The sequence below is a fragment of the Exiguobacterium sp. H66 genome, from assembly GCF_018618705.1.
GTDB classification, from domain to species: domain Bacteria; phylum Bacillota; class Bacilli; order Exiguobacteriales; family Exiguobacteriaceae; genus Exiguobacterium_A; species Exiguobacterium_A oxidotolerans.
This window is the reverse complement of sequence record NZ_JACSMQ010000007.1, coordinates 111098-132179: the sequence shown is the minus strand read 5'-3', so window position 1 is coordinate 132179 and position 21082 is coordinate 111098. Positions and strand designations below refer to the sequence as shown.

Sequence of the window (21082 nt, the reverse complement as noted above, 5' to 3'; positions counted from 1 at the left end):
GATGATTATGATGCAACAGCAACTCTTCACTCAACTCGATCAACTCGAACAACAAATCATTGAAAGACGTCGTGATCTGCACCGTCACCCGGAACTCTCTTTTCAAGAAGTGCGGACACCAAACGCCATCGCCTCATTTTATGATGAGCTTGGTCTCCCTTACCGCAGGAACGTCGGTGGTAGCGGGATCGTCGCGACCCTCAAAGGAAAACATCCTGGAAAGACCATCGCCATTCGGGCCGATTTCGATGCCCTGCCACTGCAGGAGGAAACGGATCTCGCCTTCCGTTCGATTCATCCGGGTGTCATGCATGCGTGTGGACATGACGGACATACGGCGATTGCACTCGGTCTTGCCTCGGCCTTTACAGCACTGCAAGAAGACCTTCACGGAACAATCGTATTCATTCATCAACACGGGGAAGAAGTCTTCCCGGGTGGTGCCATTCAAATGATTGAAGACGGCTGTCTTGACGGGGTCGATGCAATTTTCGGTACGCATCTCGAAAATGACTTACCTGTCGGAACAATTGGCTATCACGCAGGACATACGCTGTGCGCCATCGATGAATTCGAAATCGTCGTCCACGGACAGGGTGGTCATGCGCAAGCCCCTCATAAAACACAAGATGCACTCGTCGCCGGGGCACAACTCGTCTGTAATCTCCAACACCTCGTCAGTCGGCGCGTTGATCCGTTTTCACCTGCCATCATCGCAATCGGTTCATTCCACGCCGGAACGGCTCCGAACATCGTTACTGGTGAGGCACGGATTGTCGGAGAAATTCGAACATTTGACGAAGCGCTGCGTCACCAGTTACGACAGCAGGTCGATTTGGTTGCCCGGACGACGTGTGCCGGAATCGGTGCGAGCTATTCCATCGACTTTACGACGGGTTATCCTTCCCTTTGGAATCATCCGGTAGAAACAAATCTCGTTAAAGAAGCGACGGCTTTCTTAGGTGAGGCATCTGTCAAAGAACTCAAACCGATGATGGCAGCCGATGATTTCGCCTATTATTTAGAGCGTATCCCAGGAAGCTACTTCTTTACGGGGTCCGCCAAAACGGATGGGAGTACGATTTATCCGCAACATCACCCGAAATATGAAATCGATGAACAGGCATTGCTCATCGGCGCAAAAGCCTTAGGTGCAACCGTCCTTCATGCTTTAGAATCTTAAGGATTGACTTTGTCGTTTTAGAGATGCTATTATCACATCAATGATAACGAATTTAATCAACTTCATATAACACTTATCAAGAGTGGACTGAGAGATCTGGATCGATGACGTCCCAGCAACCTGCCTTCAGTGGCAAGGTGCTACGACCAGCAAAGCGCAAGCTTTGGTTGATAAAAAGCGACGACTCCTTTTGCAACCAAGCAAAGGAGTCGTTTTCGTTTTCTCGCTGTCAGAGCACGAATGATTATAGGGCGACTACCGCCAGCGGAAAGGACGAGATATAGATGGAAAAAGCAACATTCGCAGGAGGCTGTTTCTGGTGCATGGTGACACCATTCGAAGAACTGCCCGGTATTCACGGAATTGTTTCCGGTTATACAGGAGGACAAATCGAAAATCCGACATACGAACAAATAAAAACAGGCACGACCGGTCATTCGGAGGTCGTCGAGATTACATTTGATCCGGCGTTATTCTCATACGAGCGGTTACTCGAACTTTACTGGCCGCAAACGGATCCGACTGACGCCGGCGGACAGTTCCAGGACCGTGGGACACAATACGCACCTGCCATCTTTTATCATACGGAAGAACAGCGCCTTGCTGCGATTGCTTCACGTGACGCGCTTGCTGCGAGCAATCGCTTTAAGCAACCGATCGTCACACGAATCGAAGCGGCACAAGCCTTCTACCCAGCAGAAGACTATCATCAAAACTTCCACAAAAAGAATCCGGAGCACTACAAAAAAGACCGGAAAGCATCCGGTCGCGATGAATTCATCGATGTGGCTTGGAAAGAAGAAGTATCTGTCTAAACTAAAAAAAGCCCGCTTCGTGCGGGCTTTTCGTTTGTAGATACACTCTTATGAAGAGTGAATATGCTATAACAAGAGGCAATCCGTTCGCGCTCCCCTGTCTCGCCTCGTCTTCAAAGCGGCAATCTTCCGCGCCGCTACAGCAAAGCTGCAGGGTCGCGACCGATTGCTTTTCGCGGTTCTCAAGCGATGCGAGACGGATTGCGCTCTAACACTACTCTATGATTTTCTCTGCGGTACACCCTGAAAGCTTCGTTTTTCGTTGACTCCTACGGGAAAAAGCGCGTGAACACGCGCTGCCAAGAGGCTGGCAAGACCCTGCTCGTTGTCCGTGAGGATCAAGGAGCAACGGCTTGCGCCTCGCCCGAGGAAAGCAACGAAAAAGGAAGAAGCTTCCCCCCACGTTCCTTTGTCTGCATGCTTATGTAGTCAAAAGTTTTCAATTGTCTTTTTGATAAGGTAGCCTAAAAGGTTTTGATTTCTGTCGACTCTAGTTATTCATCACATTCATTAATGTATCCTTATGGTGACGCGCTAACTTGATCAATTCAAAATCGCCCGTACTAATTTTGGCTTTGAGGGTTTCAACTTCCCCCCATGCTAACTCATACTGTTTTTTATCAATGACACCTTGAGATAAAGCATCTTCCAGTTCATCAGTATCCATTATGTACATATCACCAGACGGTAGCAGAACGATGTCTAAAAATAAGTCCTCCCACCACGGACTTCCATTAGTAAAACCACTCTGCAAACAAATATCGATATACCACTGCACGATATTTCCATCAGCATCGAACATCGTCGTGACAGCATGGTGTGCATTTGAAGGGAACTGCTGAAGCCACATGTAACCATCATCCAAAATACAGACATGTTCCTTTTCATAATGAACGTTCAAGGGATGCGATACTTGAATGGCATGCAATAATGTTACATGCCCTTTAAACTCTTCTGTCTCGATTAATGACTGTGCGTACGCTCTCTTGGTGATTCGCTTCCAATCCTCACGTTTTCCATCTCTTCGCTTTAGCATCTTCACACGCCCCATTCAACCATTACGATACCTTTTTCGACAAATCATCCGAAGATTCGATTTCTACGACTTGATACCGTTTCAACACAAAAATACCGGCTAACATCACAAGCAATCCAGCGACTTGTCCGAGCGAAAGCTCAAGTTCCGGTAAACCGAACCAACCGAACAAGTCGACACATAATGCAAAACTGAGTTGCGAAATCAAGACGACCGAAATCGCAATCGATGGACCGAGCAACTGAATCCCGCGCATCACACAAAATACGACACCGACACCGACCAGACCACCGAATAAATAAAGCGGTTCGACCGTTTGAATGTTCGAGAATGTGCCACCCCGAAATACGACTAACGCAAACAGTGAACCGATGAACCCGACAAAAAAGACGAGGGTCGTCGTCGCCCATGCCCCGAACGCATGACTCATCCGTGCATTCAATACCGTCTGTAAACTAATCATCATTCCTGCCGTAATCGCACAAAACATACCTAGTCCCACACTAGCCCCTCCTTATTCGTAACTATTTCCGTTCGCTTTTTCTTTAATCCGCTCTACATCTAAAATAATGATTTTCCCGCGTCGTCTCGCTAAGATTTCTTCTTCACAAAGTGTTGAGATGATACGGTTTAAATGACGGTAACTCGTCCCGAGCCAATCGGCGACGTCATGGAGATTCGACGTTCGCATCTCTTGATAAAACAGACTGTCGGAAACGTCCGAGGTAATCGATAACAGATATCCGGCAAATCGTTCTTCGACCGAATAGAGGACATGAAATGATGCTGATTTCGAGTCGGCGTACCACTTGGTCGTAATGACCCGCAGTAAAAATTGTAAAAAGGTGTTCGTCGTATTGTGCTCACGTAAGATGGCATACGGAATACTGAGTGCCACGACGTCTGTAATCACCTCGATGGTATTCAAGACTTCCCGTTGATTGATATATTCCGCATCACCAATCACCGTCATCGCCTTTTTGAAGCGTAAAATCCGTTGTTTCCCTTCAGCCGATGCTGCAGAGATTTTAATTTTTCCTTCGACGATGAAATACATCCGGTCAATCGGTTCACCCGTCACACATAACAGGTCCCCTTCCGAAAACGTTTCGATGCGTAAATAAGATTTACTGGTCTCCGTAAAAATATCCGCTAAGTCGTACTGTTTTAAATAGGTCTCAATCGTCTGCATAGATCCTCCCTTTAGGACAGTGAAAAAATCGCAACTCCGGCAAGCATCAAACTGATCCCGATCCACTGTCCCCGGTTACTCCTTTTTTTGATGACACCAAACCAGCCGTTCAAATCAATCACGAATGCACATAAAATTTGTGCGACGAGCAACAAACACATCGCCCACGTCATGCCGAGTAACTGAATCGACGTCAGTTCGGTCACGACGACGAGTACGCCAAGCAATCCGCCACTGGCATAGAGGAGCGGAAGCTGTCGAAAACCGCCGATTTTCCGGTCACGAACCACACTATAAATCGCTAAGCACCCCATCAATCCGACGAAATGAACGATCGTCACCGAAAACCACGGACCAATGGCATCTCCTAAACGGGCATTAAAAATCCCCTGCAACGCAATGAATAGTCCACTCATTAATGCGAATATAACTCCCTGCACTTTAAGGCACCTCCTTTTGTTTCTTCTGTTATGAGTAGACACTATTTTCACCTCGTCTGAAAAGGACAAATGTCCCATTTTAAAAAATTGTATAAAAAAAGACGCATTGCCCGTCTTCAGCGTGTAGACAAACGATTAAGAAGCGTAAACATGCGATATCGAGATGCAACCCGTTCGCGCTCCCCCATCTCGCCTCGTCTTTAAAGCGGTATTACCTAAAAAGCGTCACGTTTCGTTGACTCCTACGGGGAAAGCAACGAATAACGACGCTTAATCTCCCGATCGCACGTTGTCTACAGTCCGAAGACGGATTGTTCGTCTTCTCAGGAACAATCCGCCTCACTTCTCGATTACATATAATCCGCCCGCACCCGTTCAATTTGCGTATACGCTTCCTGTTGCATCCGCTCGAATAATTCAGATACGGTCGGAATATCTGTAACGAGACCAGACACGAGACCGGCGTTGACATACCCGTTGACCTCGTCACCATCGACCGCACCCGTCACGTGATACGCTTCTGTCGTCTTCGCGTTAAACTCATCAAGCGATGAAACACCTTGTAGTGCAGCAACGTACGGTCCATTTAACACACGACGGACACGACCGACGGAACGACCGATGATTCGTGTCTCAAGATCCGTTGCTTCTACGAGATGGTTCTTGTAGTTCGCATGAACGGCTGCTTCTTGCGTCGCAATCAGCCGCGTACCGAGTTGAACACCGGATGCACCAAGCATCCAAGCGGCTGCAAGGCCACGACCGTCTCCAATTCCACCAGCCGCGATGACGGGAAGTCTGACCTGATCCACGATTTGCGGAACCAGTGTCAGCGTCGTCAGCTCGAGCGGTGAATTGATACCTGCCGCTTCCACACCTTCTGCAACAAGCAAATCGACCCCGACCATTTCTGCCTTTAATGCGTGTTTGACTGACGCGACGACCGCAATCGTCGTAATTCCGGCAGTCCGTAAACGTTCAGTATAGGGTGCCGGGTTTCCGGCTGATAAGGACACGACCGGAATCTGTTCCGCTATCGCTAATTCAATCAGGGCTTCCGTATGTGCCGTGACACCAATCGCAATGTTCAGGGCAATCGGATGCGTTGTTAATTGACGGGTCTGCTCAATCAAACGGCGCATTTCTTCCGGCGAACGTGTGCCGCAACCGAGTGTTCCTAAACCACCGGCATTCGAGACAGCTGCTGTTAAGGCGGCATGACTGACATTTCCCATTCCACCTTGGATGATGGGAACGCGGATTTGCAGTAACTCACATAATCGGGACATCGTCTTCCTCCAATCTGCTGTTTAAGAATGATATACTAAGTAAGACTGAATTGAAATTCATTAATCGGAAAAGAGGGGTTTTTATGAATATTCCATATCGTGATACGACACCTAGACTTGCGGAGACCGTCTTCGTGGCGCCGGGTGCCTTCTTAATCGGTGACGTAACGATCGGTGAAGAGTCAACGGTTTGGTTCAACGCCGTATTACGCGGGGATGAAGGACCGATTACAATCGGGAAGCGTTGCAGCATCCAGGACAACGCGACGATTCATTTATACGAAGGGGCACCTGTCATCGTCGAAGACGAGGTGACGGTCGGACATAATGCGATTCTCCATGGCTGTCGCATCGGTCGCAGATCGATCGTCGGCATGGGGGCGACGGTCCTTGATCACGCCGAAATCGGTGAAGAATGTATCATCGGCGCCAATACGTTGATTCCCCCGGGCAAGAAGTTCCCGCCCCGCTCCTTGATCGTCGGCTCCCCCGGTAAAGTCGTGCGGCAGTTGACACCAGCTGATCTCGAGATGATTCAGGAATCAATCGACTCCTATGTCGATAAAGGTTACGCCTTCCGGGAACAGCTCGGACAATAACTGTTTTCCACATGCGAAAAGTGAACTTCCAGAAGACCGGAGTTCACCTGTAATAGATTCATTTCTCAATTGACGCTACGGTCGTAAGCACAAGGTTACTTGCGCTTACGACCGCTCCGCAAACAATGGATGCTCCGACGCATCGTAGTCAGCACTTTTTTGTGTCACGTCGTGTGTCTCTTTGAAAATCGACTCAAAAAATCGGCTGGCCGGTGCCGCAAGCAGGCGATAGTATTGTTCGAACAATACTGCCGCATGGTGTCCGTTCCAGGCATCCGGAAGTAATTCTTGCGGGAGACCAGGATCCGTAAACAAAAACTTCCGGTATTCATGGACGAGCTTCGTCCGTTCGACAAAACACTGTTCCTCATCCATCTCTCCGAGTTGGATTTGGCTTTGGTGGACGATGTAACGCCGGCTGTACTCAACGATGAATGCTTCGTACCGCGCTTGCAACTCGTCGAGCGGAAAAGCACGTTCGACGAGCGATTGATCTTGTTGCGGTCCGTGGTATTCACCGACAAAAAAATCAACGTATTCGGTAATCTGATACGCCTCGATCAGACGTGTCGCTTCTTTTTCAAGCGGGTTCGGAGAAATCCAGACCCCGTTTGATAAGTTACCGAAACCACTCCACGTCAGTTCCTTCCGCAACTCATCCCGAATCTGACGTTTTTCCTCCGGAATCGTATACATCAATGTCCGCCATTTCCCATCCCAGACGTGTGGCGTCGACTTGTAAATCCGCCGCGCCGCCTCTTCCATCCGTTCGACCCCACGGTCCGTCAGCGAATAAAAACTTTTTGTCCCTTGTTTTTCAGAAATCAACCATCCTTGCTTGACCATTCGTGAAACGGCAACGCGAACGGCTTGTTCGTTATGTCCGAACTCCTTCAACAACCGAATCAGACTTCCCACCCAAACCTGATTCCCGTAGTGCCGGATGTAATCGCCATAAATCGTAAAAATCATCGATTGGGTATTCGCACTCATGTCATTCACTCTCTCTTTGATATAACGTTTTTTTGTGTACCGTTAGTATACGTGTTATTTCAGGTGGCGACCATCCTCATCTCCCTTGAAACTGCGGTGTTCGCTTCTCAGCAAAGGCGCGGAGTGCTTCAAGCCGGTCCTCGGTCGGTATGACTGCCTCATAGGCTTCCGTTTCAAGTCGTAAGCCGTCAGCGAGCGACACATCCATTCCGCCGTCGATCGCTTGTTTCGCCTGACGAATGGCAATCGGCCCATTGCGGAGCATCGCTGCTGCAAGTTCAAAGCAAGCCGGTAACAACGCATCCTTTGTCGCGACGACTTGCGAGACGAGCCCGTATCGTTCTGCCGTCTCGGCATCAATTTTCTTCGCCGTAAAGATCAGTTCTTTCGCCCGTGTCTCCCCAATCAGACGCGGAAGGCGTTGCGTCCCACCCGCTCCCGGGATGATACCAAAGCTCGTTTCCGTCAGACCGACCAACGCGCCGTCGACGATGATCCGGAAATCGCAGGCAAGCATCCACTCAAATCCCCCGCCAAGCGCGTGACCGTTAACTGCTGCAATCGTCGGTTGAGGCAACGCCGCGATGCTCGCAAAGACTTCACGGATTGCCAGCACATTCCGACGGACTTCTGTTTCATTCAGTGTCACCCGCTCTTTTAAGTCAGCACCGGCACTAAATGCTTTCCCTGTCCCGGTAAATACGACGACCCGGACCGATTCGTCCGTTTTGACGGCATCCACAAGTTCCTGTAGCTCGACCAGCGTCGGATAATCAAAACAATTCATCCGTTCCGGACGATCAATCCGAATCAGCGCAAGTTGTCCACTTCGTTCAAAATGAATCATGTCAGTCCCTCCCGTTCGACTATCAAGGCGATTCCTTGTCCGACCCCGACACACATCGTCGCCAGCCCGTATGTCCGGTTCGTCCGCTTCATTTCATGCAACAAGGTCGTCAAAATCCGGGCACCACTTGCACCGAGTGGATGACCGAAAGCGATCGCCCCTCCGTTGACATTGACCTTGTCTGCATCAAGACCAAGTTCGGCAATACAGGCTAGACTTTGTGCCGCAAATGCTTCATTCAGTTCAACCAGGTCGAGTTGCTCGATCGTCAGTCCTGCGCGCCGTAACGCTTTTTTCGTTGCGTCAATCGGACCAATCCCCATGATGGCAGGTTCGACACCTGCCGTCGCACTTGCCCGGTAAAACCCGAGCGGCGTCAGTCCAAGCTCGCGTGCGTGTTCCTCACTCATCAACAGCAAGGCTGATGCACCATCATTGACACCTGACGCATTCCCCGCCGTGACCGTTCCGTTTGGAAACAACGGGCGCAATGTGCCGAGCTTCTCGCGCGTCGTCTCTGGGCGCGGGTGTTCATCTTGACTGACCTCAAGCATCGCTCCCCGTTTGTTTGCGTAACGAACAGGAACGATTTCGTCCGCAAAACGTTGACTATCGATCGCCTGTTTTGCCCGGAACTGGCTTGTATACGCGAAGTCGTCCTGGGCGTCCCTGCTGATTCCGTAACGCGACGCGACATTCTCCGCCGTTTCCGGCATCGAGTCGGTTCCGTATGTTTCGGCCAGCCGTTCATTGACGAACCGCCAGCCGATTGTCGTATCGTATAACGTTTGATTGCCACGCGGGAACGCCGCATCCGGTTTCCCCATCACGAATGGAGCACGCGTCATACTTTCCGTCCCGCCGGCGATATAGACGTCGCCTTCTCCTAAGGCAATCGCCCGTGCGGCTGCGATGACAGCATCAAGTCCGGAACCGCATAGCCGATTCATCGTCGTTCCGGCGACGCTGACCGGTAAACCGGCAAGTAAGCCCGACATCCGGGCGACATTCCGATTGTCTTCCCCCGCTTGGTTCGCGTTGCCGAAAATGACTTCTTCGATTGTTTCAGGGGCAACTTGTGTATTACGGGCGAGTAAGGCTTCGATGACGACCGCTCCTAAGTCATCCGGCCGGACGTCTTTTAACGCCCCATTGTACCGTCCGATCGGTGTCCGGACGGCGTCGATGATCGCGACACGCCTCATGGTGCCTTCACCCCGCTTTTCGCATAGTCATATACTCCGCGTCCCGTCTTACGACCGAGTCGTCCCGCTTTGACGTATTGCTCGAGCAATGGAGCCGGACGGTATTTTTCTCCGAGCTTCTCATGTAAGTAACGTAAATTATGCAGGCGCGTATCGAGCCCGACTAAGTCTCCCAGTTCGAACGGTCCCATCGGATAATTCAACCCAAGCTTGATCGCCTTATCGATTTCTTCCGGCGTCCCAAGTCCTTCTTGTAGCATGTAGAAGGCTTCGTTACCGACGAGCGCACTGATCCGTGACGTGACGAACCCCGGGAACTCCTGAATGACGACCGTTTCTTTCCCCATCCGTTCGGCGACGTCCGTCAGCGCCGTCACGGTGTCATCCGACGTCTCAAGTCCACGGACGAGTTCGACAAGCGGCATCAGATGAACCGGATTAAAGAAATGCATCGCCATGACACGGTCCGGTCGCATCGTGAACGAGGCGATTTCCGTCGGGCTCATCGTCGACGTGTTCGTCGCGAAAAAACATGCCGGCCGGGCTGCGGCTTCAATCGTCCGGAAGACAGATTGTTTAATCTCGAACCGTTCCGGAACGGCTTCAATCACGAGATCGGCGTGTGCTGCGGCCGCTGTTAAGTCTGTTGAAAAACGAAGGTGTAAAAACAGTTGTTCGACTTCATCCGCCGACATCTTCCCGCGGATGATTCCTTTTTCGGCAATCCGTTCCAACTCCTGTTTGGCAGAAGTGAGTAAGGCCGTTTCGATGTCGACGAGTGTGACTTCGAATCCTTTTGCGGCTGCGACGTAGGCGATTCCGCGCCCCATGACGCCTGATCCAACAACGACAATCTGATTAATCATCTGAATTCCTCCTTATAAAAAAATGTGCGGACTCGCGTCCGCACGTTGGTGTTTACAGTCCGAACGGATTAAGCGGACGGCTTCCGTAATACGATAAGATACTTTTCGTTTCCGTATATAAATCAAGCGTTTCGATACAGAGTTCACGACCGAAACCGGATTGTTTGTAGCCACCGAACGGCGTACCCGGGAAGGCTGAGAACGGACAGTTAACCATGACAATCCCGGCTTTGATTTGGTTCGCGACTCGTGTCGCCCGCGCCCCGTCCTTCGTCCAGACCGCTGAACCGAGACCAAATTCCGTATCGTTCGCGAGACGAACCGCTTCTTTTTCATCTTTGAATGGCATGACGACGACGACCGGTCCGAAGATTTCTTCATTGACCGCTTTCATCTCGTGCGTGACGTCCGTGATGATCGTCGGTGCATACCAGAAGCCTTTTTCGAATCCTTCGACCTGTTCGACTTGACCGCCCGCAAGGATCGTTGCCCCGTCTGCTTTTGCCGATTGGACGTACCCGTCGATGACATCGAGTTGTTGTTGATCGATGATTGCCCCGACGTGTGTCCCTTTATCGAACGGATTCCCGAGGACAAGCTGCTTTGTCTTCGCGACGAATTGTTCCATGAACGCTTCGTAAATGTCTTCATGGACGTAAAGACGTGACCGTGCCTCACACGATTGACCGCTGTTATAGAAGATGCCGAACAACGAGCCGTCGACAGCAGCCGTGATATCCGCATCTTCAAAGACGATGTTCGGTGACTTGCCGCCGAGCTCGAGCGTGACACGCTTCAGTGTCTCGGATGCCCGGCCCATGATGTCTTTCCCGACCGGTGTCGAACCGGTAAAGGCTACTTTATCGACGTGCGGATGCTCGACGAGATGGTTCCCGATTTCGCGTCCTGATCCCGGAATGACGTTGACGACGCCTGCCGGGACACCGGCTTCCAGACAAATTTCTCCGAGAATGATGGCAGTCAGCGGCGTCAGCGTTGCCGGTTTGACGACGACGGAACAACCGACCGCGATCGCTGGTGCGACTTTCCAGGCAGCCATCATCAACGGATAGTTCCATGGAATGATTTGGGCACAGACACCGACTGCTTCTTTTTCTGTGTAGTTATGGAATTGTCCCGGCACGTTATTGACGACACCGCGGTGACCGACGATCGCCCCGGCATAAAATTCGAAGTCTTCGATTGCCTGCGTGACTTGTCCTTGCGCAGCCGCTAACGATTTCCCGGTATCGAGAATCTCGAGTTCCACGATTTCATTGAAGCGCGACCGCATGATGCTGGCGATTTTGTTCAGGATTTGCGCACGACGACCAACTGGCCACATCTTCCATTTGCCATGGTCAAACGCCTCACGTGCTGCTTTGACGGCACGGTCAGCATCTTCTTTGGACGCTTTCGCCACTTCTGCCAGGACTTCGCCGGTCGCCGGGTTATAGGTCTTAAACGTCTCGCCTGTCGTGCCTTCGACTTGCTCCCCATTGATGACGAGGTGGTAGACCGACCGTTTCATTTCGATTGTTTTTTCGTGTACCGTTGACATGACATCCACTCCCTTTTTAGTTTCCTTTGAATGTAGGTTGACGTTTTTCGAGAAAGGCTTGCATGCCTTCCGTTTGATCGTCTGTCGCAAATAACAAGTAGAAATTTCTCCGCTCGTGTTCCATTCCGTCCTGAATCGACAAGTCGCCGGCTTTATCGACGGCATCCTTAATCAGGCGGACCGACATCTTCGGTTGCGCCGCAATCCGGTGGGCAACGGTCAATACCGTCGCTTCGAGTCGGTCGGCTTCGACGAGGCGGTTGACGAGCCCAAAACGCTCCGCTTGATCTGCTGTCATCTGCTCCCCCGTCCATAACCATTCGAGGGCACGTGTCCGGCCGATCCGTTTCGTCAGTCGCTGTGTTCCGCCTGCTCCCGGCATGACACCAAGATTGACTTCCGGGAAACCGAACCGTGTCGTATCTGTTGCATAAATTAAATCGCAGGCAAGTGCCAGTTCAAACCCGCCACCAAGGACATATCCGTGAACGGCAGCGAGCAGCGGTTTCTTCAACCGGCTGATGCGATCCCAATCGGCGAAAGGGTCCAGGAGTTCCATCGAAATCGGTGTTGCCTCTACCATCTCATCGATATCTGCCCCGGCAGAAAATGATTTTCCGGCGCCACTCAATACGATGGCACCAATCATTTCGTCGCGGTCGAACTGCTCCATCGCTTCAACGATTTCACGAATCATCGCCCGGTTGAGGGCGTTGTACCGCTCCGGCCGATTGAGAGTGATGCGTCCGACCGCTCCATCAATCGCCGTCTTAACGTACTGTTGCATCGGCATGGACTTCTTCACCAATCATCAATGTGACGAGATCCCCAGCGAAGCTCATCAAGTCCTTCCCGGATGCTTTCCCTTCAAGTGAACGCATACCGGCCTGCATCGACTCGTGACTTTCGTAGACCATTTCACACATCAAATAATATTTTCCTTCGCCACCCATCGGTGAACCGACGATTTTCGTCACGGTCATCTCTTGTAAGCCGGGAATTTTAGCCGTGATCGGACCATGAACATTGAAGTAGTGCTCGTCAAACTGTTCCTTGTTCTCCGGGTGTTTATAAAGCGCGATTAGTTTTACCATATCAATTACCTTCCTTCACATGAGAGTAGAGACGGGTTTCATCGCCTCGAATGGATTTTTACACGTTTTACAGTACAGAATGCTGCGACATGCCGTCGGACCAAAGAGGTTTTCAATCGATACGAACGTCGAACCACAGTACGGACAATCAATTTCCCAAGATCCGTCGACGACGCGTGGTGGTGCAATCCCGAATGACTTCAGTCCCTCGATGCCCCGCTCAGTGATGCGGTCCGACGTCCACGGCGGGTCAAAGATGAAGACGACGTCGATTGTTTGTAACGCCGTAATTTGCTCGAGTGCCGCAATCGTATTTTTTTTGATGATGTCGAGTGCCGGACATCCTAAGAATGTCGGAAGTAACGTCACCCGAAGCGCGTAACCCGTCGCAGATTCCGTCAACTCCATCTTGTCGAACATACCGAGATCAAGAATGCTGACGGCATCGATTTCCGGATCCTTGACGGTATCGAGCGCGGCCTGGATTTCTTGTTGTAACGCAAGCGTCGTCATGACGCATCCCTCCTCACCATACGGCGGACTGGTCAATCAAGTAGACTTCTCCGAGCGTCGACAAGGCATCGTTCAAGTCAGCCGAATGTTCACCGTTGCGGCCATTGACTGACATCCGCATCTCCGGTAACGTGACATTCAACTCGACGAGCGTCGGCGTCAATGTCTGATACCAGCGATCAAGTAAGATCCCCTGTCCTTCAATCAATCGCATCTCTTCGATGACATCCCCATGCGCCCCGTAGTCAAACATGTCGCCGAAGTCCGCCAGCACTTGTTCGAGTGCCGCATCCATCTTTTGACGTGCCGTCGGAGTCGCTTGATACAGTTGCGTGAACCACGTTTGCCAGTGGAGCAAGTGATAGTACAATTCCATATTGATTTTGACGGCGGCTGCGGCGAGTGGGGCATAGCTGCTGTTTTTTAAAGCATCGATGCGAATTTTTTTCGCCAGCGTGTAACAGTAGTTCCGGACGACCGCATACGCCCAGTCATATTCCGGTGTCTCCATGTAGTATCCGGGACCGTTGACCCGTTCGACGAGAATCGAATTTTTCCGTTCATGCGCCAGCCGGACGTGTGCCAATGCGTCCGCCTTCCCTTCCCCTAACTCTTCGAGCAACTGGTAATACATCGCCGCGTGTCCCATCGAATCCTGGGCAATGGATGAGGACGCGACATCTTCTTCGATATGCGGTGCCAGACCAAGCCATTCCGAGCCGCGGAACGCATAAAGAAAATCGTCATCCGCTAACTGATACAGTAACGCTGCGAGCGCTGTCCGTTCTTGCTCCGTCATTTCGAGTCGCCTCCCTGCCAAGACATGATTTCTTTTTCGTCGAGCATCTGCTGTTCATAATGGCGCCACTTTTTCTTCAAGTAGCCGTACCCTTTCGTCGTCCGGTAATCCTTGTTATCGAGTCGCGTCAACATCTGCTTTTCGTCCGGAGTCAGGCCGCGGACGTCCGTCCGTTTGACGACCCAAATGTCGACGACCGGTTCGCGGCGCATGAAGTTTTCTTGCGCCATCAGTAAAGCCATTTCCTTGTTTGGTGCAAGCAAGCTGAATTGATGCGTGAACGCGGCGTTCGGCGTCCGTTTACTAAACACTTCGAACTCCTGATAAAATGTTTCCGTCATGTCGTTTCCCCCCTTCATGCCATCGTCTCGGCCAACGCTTCACGGACCCACGCGTTATTTTGATAAGACGTCCGGCGTAAGGCGAGACGCTCCTTCGAACGCGGTCCCCCGCCTTGAATGATTTTCTTGAACTCCGACCAATCGGGCTGGGCATAAATCCATTGCCCCGACTCTTCGTCAAAACGGAGCGTTGGATCCGGAATGACCAGTCCAAGCGATTGAATCCGCGGGACATACTTCGTAAAGAAATTTTGGCGGAGTTCTTCGTTTGTCTTCGTCCGAATCTTATAGGCAATCGTGATATCCTGTTTTGATGTCCCGGTCGTTTCTTTTGTCGCCGGGCCAAAGAACATCAACAGCGACTCCCACCATTCATCCAGTGATTCCTGAATCATTGCTTTTTGTTCGGGTGTTCCTTCAGCAAGTGCCATGATGATTGATTCACCATGCTGCGCATGGAACACTTCTTCCGCACAAATTCGTTGTAAGGCACGGGCATACGGACCGTATGACGCCCCTAACATGTTCGTCTGGGTGATGATTGCCGCCCCATCAACGAGCCAACCGATCGTTCCGGCATCTGCCCATGTACGGGTCGGCATGTGGAAGACGTTATGGAACTTCAGACGTCCCGTAAACAAGTCATCCATCAAATCACCGCGCGTTTTCCCGTATGGTTTCATCAAATCCTCGACGACGCGGAGCAACAGTTGTCCGTGCCCCATTTCATCCTGGACTTTTGCCATGATGCCGAGCTTCCGGCGCAGGGACGGGGCTTTCGGGACCCATTCCTTCTCTGGTAAGGCGCCCATGATTTCGCTGATTCCGTGCATCGAAATCAATTTGATTAACGTATCGCGGTAAAACGCAGGCATCCAGTCATCGGCTTCAATCTTTTCACCGTTCTCGATTCGTTCCGTGAACCGGGCGAGCTTTTCATCTTCCGTCATGACTTCCGGTTCGAACAAGTGTGTTGCATCGTACATGTTGAGTTCCTCCTCTTGTCTTAAACAGGTTCTTTATCCGACGTTTCGGTCCGACGATCGACAATCCGCTCTGCTTTTCCTTCTGAACGGGTGACGCCATACCGCGGGTGACAGATCATTTCAATCGAAATCAGGCATTCTGATTTGATGGCTTCACAGACGGTTCGCATGACTGCTTCCTGCTGCGTCTGTTCTTCGAGCTCGACGTGCAGCTCGATTGCATCAAGTCCATGTCGTTTGACGAGATGAATTTGATAATGTGGTGTGACACCATCTTGTTTCAACAGGACACGTTCAATCTCCGACGGGAAGACGTTGACACCGCGGATGATCATCATGTCATCCGTTCGTCCTGTAATCCGGGACATCCGGGTCGTCGTTCGACCGCAAGCGCATGTTTCACGTGTAATCGAAGCGAGGTCCCCCGTCCGGTAGCGGATAATTGGAAGCGCTTTCTTTTTTAAACTTGTAAAAACGAGTTCCCCGACCATCCCTTCTGGTAACGGTTCCCCCGTGCTGGGATCAATGACTTCCGTGATGAACAAATCATCCATGATGTGTAATCCCTGTTGCGCTGGACATTCGATTGCGACGCCCGGACCCATGATTTCGCTCAGTCCGTAAATATCAAGTGCAGTAATATTCAATTTTTCTTCGAGCGTCCGACGCATTTCTTCCGACCACGGTTCAGCTCCGAAAATTCCATAACGTAAGCCCGTTGTCCGAGGATTGATTCCCCGCTCTTCCATCCGTTCTGCAAGGCGCAGCACATAAGAAGGTGTCCCGCAAATCCCTGCCGGTTTGAAGTCTTCGATCAATGTGATTTGCCGATCCGTATTCCCGCCTGATACGGGGACGACCGTCATCCCGAGTTTTTCTGCTCCGGCATGTAAACCGAGCCCACCCGTGAATAGTCCATAACCATACGCGTTATGCAACAAATCCGTCCGTTTTGCACCTGCCATGACGAGGCCACGTGCGACGGCACCTGCCCAGTCGTCCAAATCTTCCTGCGTGTACCCGACGACCGTCGCTTTGCCGCTCGTTCCGGACGAGGCGTGAATGCGCGCAACCTCTTCTTGTTTGACGGCAAACAGCCCGAACGGATAGTTCTCACGTAAATCACTTTTTCCGGTGAACGGAAGTTTTTGAATATCTTCTAGCTGATCAAAGGCAACAGCATCAAGCCCGGCTTCCTCAAAACGTTTCCGGTAAAACGGCACACGTTCCATCGCATACCGGACCGTTTCACGTAAACGATTGAGTTGCAGTCGTTGTCGTGTTTCATGCGTCATCGTCTCAAGTGCCTCATCATAAAACATCGCGCACCTCCTCATTCATTTAACACAATAAAAATACGCTCGTTTAAATTTAGTTATACGTTAAACCTACGATACGTTCACAATGTTGTCAATGATTCATTTTGTTAAAAGCTCCCATATCTTTCGTCACCCAATCGGATCTTCGTCCTTTTTCGGATTTAAGGTCTTTTCACCATCATAAAACGGCATAACATACTACTGTTTGGAAAAAATTTCTGAAATGGTTTGCTCATTTTGTAACTGATTGATAAAATATCGTGTGACAAGTGTTATACTATTTTTGGTAAGACCACTTGGAGAGAAACAGATATGTTTTGAAGATAGAGGAGGATTCTATGAAACCTGGTTTAGCCCTTGGTCAGACGGCACGCGTCGAAACGACCGTCACGGAAGAGATGTTCGCACAGTTCGAAGGAACCGTCGTCCATCCCGCCTACTCCACTGTGTCGATGGTTTATCATATGGAGTGGGCCGCCCGCAAAATCATCCTCCCTTATCTGGAATCGTCAGAAGAAGGCGTCGGGGGAGCAGTCAACGTAAAACATCTGAATATGGCACCACTCGGATCACAGGTCAGCATCATAGCGACGGTGACGGAACTGCGGGACAACCGCGTCCGGACAAAAATCGACGTCACGAACGAACACGGGTTGATCGGCGTCGGCGAAGTCACGCAAATCATTTTGGATAAACGATTTATTGAGGACAAGTTGACGACACACGTTTTTTAAACTAAAAAATGAAAGCGCTTACTTAGAAATCCAAGGAGGCTTTGACATGAACATGATCAATCCATCTACAAACACATCTTTATCAATCATGGAAAAAATCGCAGGACACGAGCAGGTCGTCTTTTGTAACGATCCGATTTCGGGACTTCAAGCCATCATCGCGATTCACGATACAACACTTGGTCCGGCACTCGGCGGTTGTCGCATGGCACCGTATGCGACCGTCGATGAAGCACTGGACGATGTCTTGCGTCTGTCGCGCGGCATGACCTATAAATGCGCCGCTGCCGACGTCGATTTCGGCGGAGGGAAAGCTGTCATCATCGGTAATCCGGCAACGGACAAAACGCCGGAAATGTTTCGTGCTTTCGGTCGATTCGTCGATTCGTTAGGCGGACGTTTCTATACGGGGACGGACATGGGGACGACGATGGACGACTTCGTCCATGCGAGTCGCGAAACCTCACGGATCGTCGGCATCCCGGAAGCCTTTGGCGGGAGTGGTGATTCGTCGATTCCGACTGCTGAAGGTGTCGTTAATGGATTACGTGCAACGATTGAGAGCCTGTTCGGATCGGACGACTTGAGTCGTGCCTCTTACGCCGTCCAAGGACTTGGAAAAGTCGGTTATAAGGTCGCAGAGCAACTTTTACATGCCGGTGCCAATCTGTACGTCTCGGACATTAACGAAGCAGCACTCGCCTCGATCGTCAAAGAAGCCGAGATGACACCGGGAACGGTTCATGTTGTTGCCCCACACGAGATTCACCTGACGGATGCCGATGTCTTCGTCCCTTGTGCCTACGGCGGTGTCATCCGTGCGGATAACATCGCAAGTCTTCCATGTAAGGCAATCTGCGGTTCAGCCAACAATCAGCTCGCAGACGATTCGCTCGCTGAAGAATTGATGCAGCGCGGCATCCTTTATGCCCCTGATTACATCGTCAATGGCGGTGGTCTGATTCAAGTCGCAGATGAACTGTACGGAGCCAATCATGAACGAGTCCTCCTGAAAACGCGCCACATTTACGATGCCGTCCTGGAAGTATTCGGACAATCACGTGCCGATTCAATCACGACACTCGAAGCCGCAAACCGGATGTGTGACAAACGGATTCACGTCCGCGCCCGCCACAATAATATCTTCACGAATACAACGAAACCAAAGTGGAACATTCGCAATCAATCTTGATGGAGGTGGACGAGATGGAATCACAATTCCCGATTCAACGCATCATCGACGATGCCGGTCAAATCGTCGACGAGACGAAACGAGACGCTTTGACGAAAGAATTAGCGTTACAGTTATTCACGCACATGAACCGGATTCGGACATTCGACCGAAAAGCGATCAACTTGCAACGCCAAGGACGGCTTGGAACCTATGCCCCGTTCGAAGGACAGGAAGCGGCTCAAGTCGGCAGTGCCCTGGCGTTAAACGACACGGACTGGATTTTTCCGACATACCGTGATCACGGGGCGACGTTGACGTTCGGTGCCGATATGGTGCGGACACTCCTTTACTGGAACGGACGGGTCGAGGGGTGTGTCCCGACGGATGACTTGCATATCTTCCCCCCTGCCGTTCCGATTGCCACACAAATCCCCCACGCGGTCGGTGCCGCATGGGCGGAAAAACGAAAAGGAACGTCCGCCGTCTCCGTTGCCTATTTCGGAGACGGGGCGACGTCTGAAGGTGACTTCCATGAGGGGATGAACTTCGCGAGTGTCTTCCAGGCACCGGTCATCCTGTTCAACCAAAATAACGGTTATGCGATTTCTGTCCCGATCCAAAAGCAGATGCACTCGGAGACAATCGCCCAAAAAGCACTCGCTTACGGCATGCCGAGCGTCCGGATTGATGGAAACGATGCCTTTGCCGTCTACTTCACGATGCAAGAAGCTGTCGCCCGCGCACGGAACGGTCAGGGACCGACATTGATCGAGGCCGTCACATGGCGGTTCGGTGCCCATACGACAGCGGATGACCCGTCGAAGTACCGCGATCAAGAACAGTCGCGCGACCGTGTCGATCCGCTCGAACGCCTCGAACAGTTCATGCGTACGCAAGGGTTTTACGACGACACGGAAATCGATGCAATCCGGACACGTCACCAAACGGAGGTCGAGGAGGCCGTCAAAGCGATGGAAGCCTTCAAGCTACCGGCGATCGATGACCTCTTCGATCATACCTATGCGACGTTGCCAGCAGACGTCGCGCGTCAAAAAGCCGATTACCTGACTGCGAGGGGGAACTAACATGGCGACACCAATCAATCAGCAAACCGATATGACACTCATCCAAGCCGTCACGGATGCATTACGCATTAAATTAGCGACCGATGACACGACGCTTGTCCTCGGCGAAGATGTCGGTAAAAACGGCGGTGTCTTCCGGGCAACGGACGGACTGCAAGCTGAATTCGGCGAAGACCGTGTCATCGACACCCCACTCAGTGAAGCGGGGATTGTCGGGACCTCGGTCGGACTTGCCGTCAATGGCTTTAAACCGATCGTCGAAATTCAATTTCTCGGGTTCATTTATCCGGCTTATGAACAAATCATGACCCACGTCTCGCGCATTCGGATGCGGACGATGGGACGCTACAGCGTACCGATGGTCATTCGTGCGCCGTATGGTGCCGGAATCCGCGCCCCGGAAATCCATTCGGACAGCACGGAAAGTTTATTCACCTCGATGCCAGGACTCAAGGTCGTCTGTCCTGCGACGCCTTACGACGCCAAAGGACTGTTACTTGCTGCAATCGATGACCCCGATCCCGTTCTGTTCCTCGAATCGATGCGGAGCTATCGGGCTTTCAAAGAACCCGTCCCAAACGAAGCCTATACGATTGAAATCGGTAAAGCGAACATCGTCTCGGAAGGAACAGATGTCACGTTGGTTGCCTGGGGTGGAATGGTGCAAGTCGCTCAAAAAGCAGCAGCACAGGCAGAAAAACAAGGTCTTTCTTGTGAAGTGCTCGACCTGCGGACACTTTATCCGCTCGATCAAGAGACGATCGCCGCCTCCGTCCAAAAAACAGGACGTGCCGTCATCGTCCACGAGGCCCATGCGATGGGTGGTCTCGGGACAGACTTGATTGCTTTGATTAATGACACATCCTTCCTCTACTTACGGGCACCGATTGCCCGCGTGACCGGATTTGATGTACCCGTCCCGTTGTTCGCACTAGAGGATCACTATATTCCGACACCCGCCCGCGTACTTGAAGCGATTACGCGTACGGTCGACTTCTAAGGAGCTGAGTT

At 51.3% G+C, this 21082-nt stretch carries 24 protein-coding genes and 1 riboswitch; of the genes, 7 read left to right on the top strand and 17 right to left on the bottom strand.

Annotation, left to right across the window (positions count from 1 at the left end; translation table 11 throughout):
- Positions 1 to 10: 10 nt before the first annotated feature.
- Together KNP88_RS12280 and msrA are read left to right on the top strand one after the other, a co-directional pair.
- Positions 11 to 1183 (top strand): M20 metallopeptidase family protein, encoded by a 1173-nt coding sequence (locus KNP88_RS12280; protein WP_088836229.1) that lies wholly within the window; start codon positions 11 to 13, stop codon positions 1181 to 1183.
- 70 nt (positions 1184 to 1253) lie between these two features.
- Positions 1254 to 1360, top strand: a riboswitch (SAM riboswitch).
- A 107-nt stretch (positions 1361 to 1467) separates the two neighbouring features.
- Positions 1468 to 1998 (top strand): peptide-methionine (S)-S-oxide reductase MsrA, encoded by a 531-nt coding sequence (msrA, locus tag KNP88_RS12275; protein WP_088836228.1) that lies wholly within the window; start codon positions 1468 to 1470, stop codon positions 1996 to 1998.
- 490 nt (positions 1999 to 2488) lie between these two features.
- On the opposite strand, the gene KNP88_RS12270 is transcribed toward msrA, so the two are convergent.
- From KNP88_RS12270 to KNP88_RS12250, 5 genes are all read right to left on the bottom strand, one after another.
- Positions 2489 to 3034: a ribonuclease FAU-1 family protein gene (locus KNP88_RS12270; protein WP_214893997.1), complete on the bottom strand. Its 546-nt coding sequence runs from the start codon at positions 3032 to 3034 to the stop codon at positions 2489 to 2491.
- Between the two features lie 22 nt (positions 3035 to 3056).
- Complete coding sequence (locus KNP88_RS12265) at positions 3057 to 3536, bottom strand: DMT family transporter (protein WP_214893995.1); 480 nt, start codon at positions 3534 to 3536, stop codon at positions 3057 to 3059.
- A 12-nt stretch (positions 3537 to 3548) separates the two neighbouring features.
- A complete protein-coding gene (locus KNP88_RS12260; RefSeq protein WP_088836224.1) occupies positions 3549 to 4226 on the bottom strand; it encodes a Crp/Fnr family transcriptional regulator in 678 nt (225 codons plus the stop codon).
- 11 nt (positions 4227 to 4237) lie between these two features.
- Positions 4238 to 4666, bottom strand: coding sequence for a DMT family transporter (locus KNP88_RS12255; protein WP_214767195.1), 429 nt, complete (start codon positions 4664 to 4666; stop codon positions 4238 to 4240).
- Positions 4667 to 5016: 350 nt separating this feature from the next.
- Positions 5017 to 5955 (bottom strand): NAD(P)H-dependent flavin oxidoreductase, encoded by a 939-nt coding sequence (locus tag KNP88_RS12250; protein ID WP_214893993.1) that lies wholly within the window; start codon positions 5953 to 5955, stop codon positions 5017 to 5019.
- Positions 5956 to 6038: 83 nt separating this feature from the next.
- Between KNP88_RS12250 and KNP88_RS12245 the strand changes: the two genes are divergently transcribed.
- Positions 6039 to 6554, top strand: a complete 516-nt coding sequence (locus tag KNP88_RS12245) for a gamma carbonic anhydrase family protein (protein ID WP_214767199.1) — start codon at positions 6039 to 6041, stop codon at positions 6552 to 6554.
- A gap of 105 nt (positions 6555 to 6659) precedes the next feature.
- On the opposite strand, the gene paaX is transcribed toward KNP88_RS12245, so the two are convergent.
- From paaX to KNP88_RS12185, 12 genes are all read right to left on the bottom strand, one after another.
- The gene (gene paaX, locus KNP88_RS12240) at positions 6660 to 7547 is read right to left on the bottom strand and encodes a phenylacetic acid degradation operon negative regulatory protein PaaX (protein ID WP_088836220.1); all 888 of its coding nucleotides are present in this window, start codon (positions 7545 to 7547) and stop codon (positions 6660 to 6662) included.
- A gap of 76 nt (positions 7548 to 7623) precedes the next feature.
- A complete protein-coding gene (locus KNP88_RS12235; RefSeq protein WP_088836219.1) occupies positions 7624 to 8394 on the bottom strand; it encodes an enoyl-CoA hydratase-related protein in 771 nt (256 codons plus the stop codon).
- Positions 8391 to 9599, bottom strand: coding sequence for an acetyl-CoA C-acyltransferase (locus KNP88_RS12230; protein WP_214893991.1), 1209 nt, complete (start codon positions 9597 to 9599; stop codon positions 8391 to 8393). Before KNP88_RS12230 ends, KNP88_RS12235 begins: the two co-directional genes overlap by 4 nt.
- A complete protein-coding gene (locus KNP88_RS12225; protein ID WP_214893989.1) occupies positions 9596 to 10465 on the bottom strand; it encodes a 3-hydroxyacyl-CoA dehydrogenase in 870 nt (289 codons plus the stop codon). The genes KNP88_RS12230 and KNP88_RS12225 overlap by 4 nt, the downstream gene beginning before the upstream one ends.
- 52 nt (positions 10466 to 10517) lie before the next feature.
- Positions 10518 to 12026, bottom strand: coding sequence for an aldehyde dehydrogenase family protein (locus KNP88_RS12220; protein WP_214893987.1), 1509 nt, complete (start codon positions 12024 to 12026; stop codon positions 10518 to 10520).
- Between the two features lie 16 nt (positions 12027 to 12042).
- Complete coding sequence (locus tag KNP88_RS12215; protein ID WP_214811275.1) at positions 12043 to 12819, bottom strand: enoyl-CoA hydratase/isomerase family protein; 777 nt, start codon at positions 12817 to 12819, stop codon at positions 12043 to 12045.
- Positions 12797 to 13120, bottom strand: a complete 324-nt coding sequence (locus KNP88_RS12210) for an EthD family reductase (protein WP_214767211.1) — start codon at positions 13118 to 13120, stop codon at positions 12797 to 12799. Before KNP88_RS12210 ends, KNP88_RS12215 begins: the two co-directional genes overlap by 23 nt.
- A gap of 15 nt (positions 13121 to 13135) precedes the next feature.
- Positions 13136 to 13633, bottom strand: coding sequence for a 1,2-phenylacetyl-CoA epoxidase subunit PaaD (gene paaD / locus KNP88_RS12205; protein ID WP_214811277.1), 498 nt, complete (start codon positions 13631 to 13633; stop codon positions 13136 to 13138).
- A 13-nt stretch (positions 13634 to 13646) separates the two neighbouring features.
- Positions 13647 to 14432, bottom strand: coding sequence for a 1,2-phenylacetyl-CoA epoxidase subunit PaaC (gene paaC, locus KNP88_RS12200; RefSeq protein WP_214893985.1), 786 nt, complete (start codon positions 14430 to 14432; stop codon positions 13647 to 13649).
- Positions 14429 to 14773 (bottom strand): 1,2-phenylacetyl-CoA epoxidase subunit PaaB, encoded by a 345-nt coding sequence (gene paaB / locus KNP88_RS12195; protein WP_029332538.1) that lies wholly within the window; start codon positions 14771 to 14773, stop codon positions 14429 to 14431. The genes paaC and paaB overlap by 4 nt, the downstream gene beginning before the upstream one ends.
- 14 nt (positions 14774 to 14787) lie before the next feature.
- Positions 14788 to 15759 (bottom strand): 1,2-phenylacetyl-CoA epoxidase subunit PaaA, encoded by a 972-nt coding sequence (gene paaA / locus KNP88_RS12190; RefSeq protein ID WP_214767219.1) that lies wholly within the window; start codon positions 15757 to 15759, stop codon positions 14788 to 14790.
- A 20-nt stretch (positions 15760 to 15779) separates the two neighbouring features.
- Positions 15780 to 17081: a phenylacetate--CoA ligase family protein gene (locus tag KNP88_RS12185; RefSeq protein ID WP_214893983.1), complete on the bottom strand. Its 1302-nt coding sequence runs from the start codon at positions 17079 to 17081 to the stop codon at positions 15780 to 15782.
- Positions 17082 to 17416: 335 nt separating this feature from the next.
- Here KNP88_RS12185 and KNP88_RS12180 point away from each other — a divergent pair, with 335 nt between their 5' ends.
- The 4 genes from KNP88_RS12180 to KNP88_RS12165 are packed head-to-tail and all read left to right on the top strand — an operon-like array spanning position 17417 to position 21071.
- Positions 17417 to 17812: a thioesterase family protein gene (locus KNP88_RS12180; protein WP_088836210.1), complete on the top strand. Its 396-nt coding sequence runs from the start codon at positions 17417 to 17419 to the stop codon at positions 17810 to 17812.
- Positions 17813 to 17858: 46 nt separating this feature from the next.
- Positions 17859 to 19004 carry a Leu/Phe/Val dehydrogenase gene (locus tag KNP88_RS12175; protein ID WP_214893981.1) on the top strand — a complete coding sequence of 382 codons (1146 nt, stop codon included), beginning with the start codon at positions 17859 to 17861 and terminating at the stop codon, positions 19002 to 19004.
- 14 nt (positions 19005 to 19018) lie between these two features.
- Positions 19019 to 20071 (top strand): pyruvate dehydrogenase (acetyl-transferring) E1 component subunit alpha, encoded by a 1053-nt coding sequence (gene pdhA, locus KNP88_RS12170; RefSeq protein ID WP_214893980.1) that lies wholly within the window; start codon positions 19019 to 19021, stop codon positions 20069 to 20071.
- 1 nt (position 20072) lies between these two features.
- On the top strand, positions 20073 to 21071 hold the full coding sequence (locus KNP88_RS12165; RefSeq protein WP_214767225.1) for an alpha-ketoacid dehydrogenase subunit beta: 999 nt from the start codon (positions 20073 to 20075) through the stop codon (positions 21069 to 21071).
- Positions 21072 to 21082 lie beyond the last annotated feature (11 nt).

Bases quoted from the DNA above. Each gene is read 5' to 3' on its own strand.
- KNP88_RS12270 (WP_214893997.1), bottom strand. From the start codon at position 3,034: ATGCTAAAGCGAAGAGATGGAAAACGTGAGGATTGGAAGCGAATCACC.
- paaC (WP_214893985.1), bottom strand. From the start codon at position 14,432: ATGACGGAGCAAGAACGGACAGCGCTCGCAGCGTTACTGTATCAGTTA.
- KNP88_RS12250 (WP_214893993.1), bottom strand. From the start codon at position 5,955: ATGTCCCGATTATGTGAGTTACTGCAAATCCGCGTTCCCATCATCCAA.
- KNP88_RS12175 (WP_214893981.1), top strand. From the start codon at position 17,859: ATGAACATGATCAATCCATCTACAAACACATCTTTATCAATCATGGAA.
- KNP88_RS12260 (WP_088836224.1), bottom strand. From the start codon at position 4,226: ATGCAGACGATTGAGACCTATTTAAAACAGTACGACTTAGCGGATATT.
- KNP88_RS12245 (WP_214767199.1), top strand. From the start codon at position 6,039: ATGAATATTCCATATCGTGATACGACACCTAGACTTGCGGAGACCGTC.
- KNP88_RS12235 (WP_088836219.1), bottom strand. From the start codon at position 8,394: ATGATTCATTTTGAACGAAGTGGACAACTTGCGCTGATTCGGATTGAT.
- KNP88_RS12180 (WP_088836210.1), top strand. From the start codon at position 17,417: ATGAAACCTGGTTTAGCCCTTGGTCAGACGGCACGCGTCGAAACGACC.
- KNP88_RS12230 (WP_214893991.1), bottom strand. From the start codon at position 9,599: ATGAGGCGTGTCGCGATCATCGACGCCGTCCGGACACCGATCGGACGG.
- paaB (WP_029332538.1), bottom strand. From the start codon at position 14,773: ATGACGGAAACATTTTATCAGGAGTTCGAAGTGTTTAGTAAACGGACG.
- KNP88_RS12210 (WP_214767211.1), bottom strand. From the start codon at position 13,120: ATGGTAAAACTAATCGCGCTTTATAAACACCCGGAGAACAAGGAACAG.
- KNP88_RS12220 (WP_214893987.1), bottom strand. From the start codon at position 12,026: ATGTCAACGGTACACGAAAAAACAATCGAAATGAAACGGTCGGTCTAC.
- paaD (WP_214811277.1), bottom strand. From the start codon at position 13,633: ATGACGACGCTTGCGTTACAACAAGAAATCCAGGCCGCGCTCGATACC.
- KNP88_RS12185 (WP_214893983.1), bottom strand. From the start codon at position 17,081: ATGTTTTATGATGAGGCACTTGAGACGATGACGCATGAAACACGACAA.
- KNP88_RS12215 (WP_214811275.1), bottom strand. From the start codon at position 12,819: ATGCCGATGCAACAGTACGTTAAGACGGCGATTGATGGAGCGGTCGGA.
- pdhA (WP_214893980.1), top strand. From the start codon at position 19,019: ATGGAATCACAATTCCCGATTCAACGCATCATCGACGATGCCGGTCAA.
- KNP88_RS12165 (WP_214767225.1), top strand. From the start codon at position 20,073: ATGGCGACACCAATCAATCAGCAAACCGATATGACACTCATCCAAGCC.
- KNP88_RS12225 (WP_214893989.1), bottom strand. From the start codon at position 10,465: ATGATTAATCAGATTGTCGTTGTTGGATCAGGCGTCATGGGGCGCGGA.
- msrA (WP_088836228.1), top strand. From the start codon at position 1,468: ATGGAAAAAGCAACATTCGCAGGAGGCTGTTTCTGGTGCATGGTGACA.
- paaA (WP_214767219.1), bottom strand. From the start codon at position 15,759: ATGTACGATGCAACACACTTGTTCGAACCGGAAGTCATGACGGAAGAT.
- KNP88_RS12280 (WP_088836229.1), top strand. From the start codon at position 11: ATGCAACAGCAACTCTTCACTCAACTCGATCAACTCGAACAACAAATC.
- paaX (WP_088836220.1), bottom strand. From the start codon at position 7,547: ATGAGTGCGAATACCCAATCGATGATTTTTACGATTTATGGCGATTAC.